A 4,779-nucleotide genomic window follows, 5' to 3' on the forward strand; every position below is an offset into this window, starting at 1 on the left:
ATTTTAAGACAGTACCAGCGGTCAAATTCAAGATAACAGAAGGCGATTTCCACCTGTGGCAACAAATCTTTGACCCAGTTGCGTTTAGATTTTTTCGAGCTATTCACATATTGGCTTCTGAGTAATTGATGGCTTTTCATGAGCTGATAAACCAAATGTTTGCTAATTTTCAATTGCTCTTTTTATGCAAGTAGATGTAGGTTTTATAATAACCGTAATCAACAAAAGGATGATCGAAAAGCTGGCGAACATATTCAATAATAGCCTCATTGTCAATAACTTGTTCGCTTTTATCAACTGCCTTTGCATAAGGTTTACATCCGCGTTTCCCTTCAGAAGGTCGGTAGTAATAGCTACTTCGAACAATTGAGCATAGGGTCAACACTTTATTCTTCGAAAAGTGGTTGTCAATAAATTCTTGTGCTATCATCAACCGCTCTTGTTGAGAGGGGAAGTTTTTTTTAACAGGGCATCCTTTATACGAATTTCTAGCTCCTTCTCAGCTACCAGTTCTTTAAGTGCCTGATTCTCCCGTAAAAGACGATGGTATTCTTTGCTTGAAATAGTAGTCTCAACCTCTTTTAATACGGAGGGGGATAGTTCGAATGCCCAACGGTAAATCATGGAGGTCGAAACCTCAAATTGACGGGCGGCAGAGGAGGCTCCGTGTTCTTGGTAATACTGGAGGATCGCTTTTTTCTCGCTTTCACTCCAATGTCTGCGGTGTTTGCTCATTTGAACTACAAGTTAAGAGATTCCCTTAGCTTTGTGTACAAACTTTTATCGGGCTGGAAAGGTATGTCTATCGTAAGATGCATACTGCACTCTTACAAACAGGCTATTCTGTCAACCATAAACGGGTACGAAGGCTCATGCAATTACTTGGACTTCCCTTGGAAATTACTTTTTCAAAAAATCTTATCAAAAAACGAGAGCTAGAAAGCGGGCGATTTTATGTCTTTTATCGTAACTGTTTAGGTAGCCCATTGGAAAGAGCCTTGTAGAACAGATTCGATGTTTTGAATGATATTCCGATTCATTTTTCGGATTGTAGAAATGAAGCCCGCGATACGTGCATAGGCGGTAGCCCCACCGATACTTCGGAAGCAATTACTGATTTTCTGTCGCATCGGCGCTCCGATTTACCTTGGCGACTCTCAAGTCGCGCTCGGCTTGGTTATTTGTGAAAGGTACCCCTGACTCGAACCGGGTCGCCGGTGCGAGCAAATGCAAGCACGGCCTCTTGATGAAGAATCAAGCGCTGTAATAAGTTACGTCCTGTCGTATTTTTGGCTCTACCCAAGCGACCATTCGATTTGATAAAGTAGATAGGGGGATGTTATTCTTGGTCGGCTTGTTGGCAAATTTGTTGGTAGCGTATTCTCCAATGTGCCTGTTGGTCAGTAGGAATTGGGCCATGCCGAGTGGCTCGATAAGCCTCCATTAAGTACTCGTGCATGTCTTTTGCCCACTGACGTCCTTGATCAATGAGAGCTTGCAATTCTCGCAATAAATGTGCTCCACATAGACTGTGTCGTCCTTTCTCTACCGTAAAATAAGACGCCCGCATCGGCCTTTAGATTTGTGCGATGTAAAAATTCCAAGATAATCATAACTTGGAGTGCTCTCAAACTGAGAGTAAGTCAGCACCAGTGGAGATGCCTTACCGCCGTCGGCTGAGATAGACTCATGCGGGGCGCCCCGTGGCGATCGATTTAAGCCCCCACTGGCTTGCTGTAACACAGTACTCAGATAGAAATTCGGGTTCAAGACCCATGAGCAAGCGGGGCGCCCCGTGGCGTATTGAGTGTGAAACAGCTAGCTGACTTGAGTGAAAATATTAAACGCATTCAAAATTATGGCAACAATTTCATTTTTCATCGGCATTGACATTTCAAAAGCTACACTTGATTTTGCCGTTGTTGTGGCTAACAAGGTGCTGTTTCACTATCAAACCACTAATGATAAGGCTGGTATTGAATCATTTACCAAGCAATTGAGAACCCAATATCCTGATGCAACTTTTACCAATAGCCTGTATTGTATGGAACATACTGGAATCTACAACAATCATCTTCTTAATTTTTTGCACTCAAAACAAGCAAAAGTGTGGCTTGCCCCCCCCATTCACATCAAAGATAGTTTAGGTATGATTCGGGGTAAGAACGACAAAGTTGATGCTCAAAGAATCGCTACTTATGCTTATAAAAATCGTGATGAAGTACGCTTATGGGTTCCAAAACGCGATATTATTCAAAAATTAGATAGATTAACAGCGCTTCGTAATCGGCTCATTAAAGTCAGGAAAATGATACAGTCCCCTTTGACAGATTGCGAAGGGTTTGTTTCTAAAAAAGACCTCAATGAAACACGAGAAGCCTGTCAAGCTACACTAAAATCCCTTGATAGAGACATTAAAAAGGTTAATCAAGACATTCAAAACGATGCATATTTAAAAGAATTTTACGAATACATCGAATCAGTAAAAGGTATCGGTCCTGCTATCGCTACCGAAATTCTTATTGTTTCTAACGAGTTTAAGAATATCAATGAACCTAAGAAATTCGCTTGCCACGCGGGCGTTGTGCCATTTTCCTATTCATCGGGTAAATATAAAGGCAAAGCAAAAACCAGTAATAAAGTCAATAAACAGTTAAAGGCTTTACTCCATAATGGGGCTATGTCAGCCATCCAACATTCCCCCGATATCAAAGAATATTACCTCAGAAAGATTTCTGAAGGAAAAAATGAAATGCTGGTCATTAACAATGTATGCAACAAACTGATTCATCGTGTTTTCTCTTGCGTTCATCGAAAGGAAAAATATAAAGATTTTTATACACCTTTAGTTGCATGTACTATGAACTGTATTCAAATGCAAGGAACTGAACGAAATTTTGGTTGATAATTATCATCAAAGTCTTCGCCAAACCGAACCAAGGCAAACGCCTGGCGAAGTAATTTGTTGGCAACGGCAATCAAGGCTAACTTGGATGGCTTGCCGGCGGCCTTCAAGCGTTGATAAAACTCCCTGCAGACTTTGTTACATCGAATGGCAGACCAGCTGGCTACATAAAGCATACTTCTCAGGTGAGAGTCACCAGTTCGACAAATGCCCCGATGGGTGTTCATCTTACCTGATTGAAAAGTGGTCGGAGCCAGGCCAATAAATTTGGCCACCGCCTTGGCCGACTGAAAATCCCGGAAACCGTTTGTGGTTTCAATCAACGCTGTAGCCACCTTGTGAGATATACCCTTGATCGATAGTAAACGCTGATATTGCTGGTAATACTCGGCTTCGCAGAGTTGACAGACTTCCTGCTGTAAGTCAATAATAGCCTGTTCAAAAGTGGCAATTATCGTTTGTAAACTCTGCTCAGTAGAGGAGTCTTTGACGGGTAAAACTGCAAACGAGTGTTGTAAATTGAGCAAAGTCCTGCGTTGTTTATGATACTGACGAAGCAGCGCTCTTTTTTGACGAAGCCGTAGTAGACTATCGGTAGCTATCTGATGGAGAGGAGGTTGAATAAGTCGACCATACTCAGCTAACAGCACCGCATCCCGTGGATCGGTCTTGGTTACTGACATCTGCATTTTAGCGAAATTGTGACTCTGCTTAGGATTGATGACCGAGACGTTGATCTCTGCATGGCAGAGCATATAAGTCACTAAAACGGAGTAGGAATCCGTCGCCTCCAGAATGCAGTGAGCCTGAGGGGGTAGTTGTTTCATCAAGCTCCGAATCCCATCAGGCGTGTTAGCGAAAGTCGTGTTTGTCCATCCTGCAGTGGGTGATGGAAAAGCAACCGCTAAGCTTGTTTTGGCAACATCAATACCAACATAGTTTTTCATTCCAGTGAGTGTTTAGTGAAACAAAAGGGAAAAAGAGCAGTGAATTTTTGGACCCTAGCATAGTATACACGGTTTTGCACCAATTGAACTGTTGAGGCTTTAAAAATTCACCCGTGTAGATCGGAACATGATTCACAGGGTTGACTATAGAAATCTCGGATTTACCTACACGGGATGCTCAATCAATAGCCTAAGATCGGCTAATTTGAGTTCTTATTGAAAGCCAGCTCAAATGTACTATAGTAATCGGCCCGACAGCAATCGTGAACCGTCCAGTTAACACATTTAGAAAAAATACTTTCTTCTGACAAGAGTGCTTGTTGGCCTCGTTTGTCATGAACAAAAAAGTAACGGGGCCGATTTCTATGGTTTAAACAAGGGTGATTACACAATTTTTGTCATATTTTTCTCCACGTTTTACCACAGCATATAGACGATGAATCAATTTGTTACGAATCGCGTTGAGAATCAGCATCTTGTTTTTACCTTCTTTGACTTTGCGTAGGTAATAGTCTTGTAATTCACCCTTGACACGAATAGACGACATGGCCGCTAAATGTAAAAGAGATTTTAATCGCTTACGAGCATGCTGACTTACTCCAGGCCGTCCGCGAACACTGCTACCGGATTGATAATTGAAAGGTGCAACTCCCGCATGGCAGTCGGACGGCCGATGCCGCCATCTTTTTGGGATCGGTTATAGTTTGTAATTCGTTAGAGGCAATAATAACTTCGGTGGCCGTAGCTGTACCAATACCTGGGATTGAAGTCATCAATCCGAAGATCTGTTTGAGCTGTTCATCGCCTTCAATAAGCTCATCAATAGCCATATCAATAGCTTTACGATCCTTTTCAATAGCAGTTAAGGAGGCTTTGCAACTTTTAGTCAATTGTTTTTGCATGACAGGGTTGACAAAACTTTGTTGC

Annotated in this window: 8 protein-coding genes and 1 pseudogene; 2 read left to right on the forward strand and 7 right to left on the reverse strand. The window is 42.1% G+C overall.

Annotated features, from left to right (window positions below):
* Positions 1 to 169 precede the first annotated feature (169 nt).
* Together AC23P2_RS30855 and AC23P2_RS30860 are read right to left on the reverse strand one after the other, a co-directional pair.
* On the reverse strand, positions 170 to 430 hold the full coding sequence (locus AC23P2_RS30855) for a hypothetical protein (RefSeq protein ID WP_487776755.1): 261 nt from the start codon (positions 428 to 430) through the stop codon (positions 170 to 172).
* Positions 430 to 735 (reverse strand): transposase, encoded by a 306-nt coding sequence (locus tag AC23P2_RS30860; protein ID WP_487776756.1) that lies wholly within the window; start codon positions 733 to 735, stop codon positions 430 to 432. Before AC23P2_RS30860 ends, AC23P2_RS30855 begins: the two co-directional genes overlap by 1 nt.
* A gap of 53 nt (positions 736 to 788) precedes the next feature.
* Between AC23P2_RS30860 and AC23P2_RS30865 the strand changes: the two genes are divergently transcribed.
* Positions 789 to 1,004, forward strand: coding sequence for an IS3 family transposase (locus AC23P2_RS30865; protein ID WP_487776762.1), 216 nt, complete (start codon positions 789 to 791; stop codon positions 1,002 to 1,004).
* Here AC23P2_RS30865 and AC23P2_RS30870 read toward each other — a convergent pair.
* Both AC23P2_RS30870 and AC23P2_RS30875 read right to left on the reverse strand, forming a co-directional pair.
* Complete coding sequence (locus AC23P2_RS30870; RefSeq protein ID WP_487776757.1) at positions 975 to 1,130, reverse strand: hypothetical protein; 156 nt, start codon at positions 1,128 to 1,130, stop codon at positions 975 to 977. The two genes, AC23P2_RS30865 and AC23P2_RS30870, sit on opposite strands and share 30 nt — an antisense overlap.
* 209 nt (positions 1,131 to 1,339) lie before the next feature.
* On the reverse strand, positions 1,340 to 1,570 hold the full coding sequence (locus AC23P2_RS30875) for an IS66 family transposase (RefSeq protein ID WP_487776758.1): 231 nt from the start codon (positions 1,568 to 1,570) through the stop codon (positions 1,340 to 1,342).
* A gap of 288 nt (positions 1,571 to 1,858) precedes the next feature.
* Here AC23P2_RS30875 and AC23P2_RS30880 point away from each other — a divergent pair, with 288 nt between their 5' ends.
* On the forward strand, positions 1,859 to 2,905 hold the full coding sequence (locus AC23P2_RS30880; RefSeq protein WP_487776759.1) for an IS110 family RNA-guided transposase: 1,047 nt from the start codon (positions 1,859 to 1,861) through the stop codon (positions 2,903 to 2,905).
* On the opposite strand, the gene AC23P2_RS30885 is transcribed toward AC23P2_RS30880, so the two are convergent.
* The 3 genes and pseudogenes from AC23P2_RS30885 to AC23P2_RS30895 form a co-directional block, all read right to left on the reverse strand.
* Positions 2,872 to 3,852 (reverse strand): IS110 family RNA-guided transposase, encoded by a 981-nt coding sequence (locus AC23P2_RS30885; protein WP_487776760.1) that lies wholly within the window; start codon positions 3,850 to 3,852, stop codon positions 2,872 to 2,874. The two genes, AC23P2_RS30880 and AC23P2_RS30885, sit on opposite strands and share 34 nt — an antisense overlap.
* A 370-nt stretch (positions 3,853 to 4,222) precedes the next feature.
* Complete coding sequence (locus tag AC23P2_RS30890) at positions 4,223 to 4,399, reverse strand: hypothetical protein (RefSeq protein ID WP_487776761.1); 177 nt, start codon at positions 4,397 to 4,399, stop codon at positions 4,223 to 4,225.
* 73 nt (positions 4,400 to 4,472) lie between these two features.
* A pseudogene (locus tag AC23P2_RS30895) lies at positions 4,473 to 4,779 on the reverse strand (hypothetical protein); the annotation flags it as partial.

The organism is Runella sp. R0.1_18, from assembly GCF_057652155.1.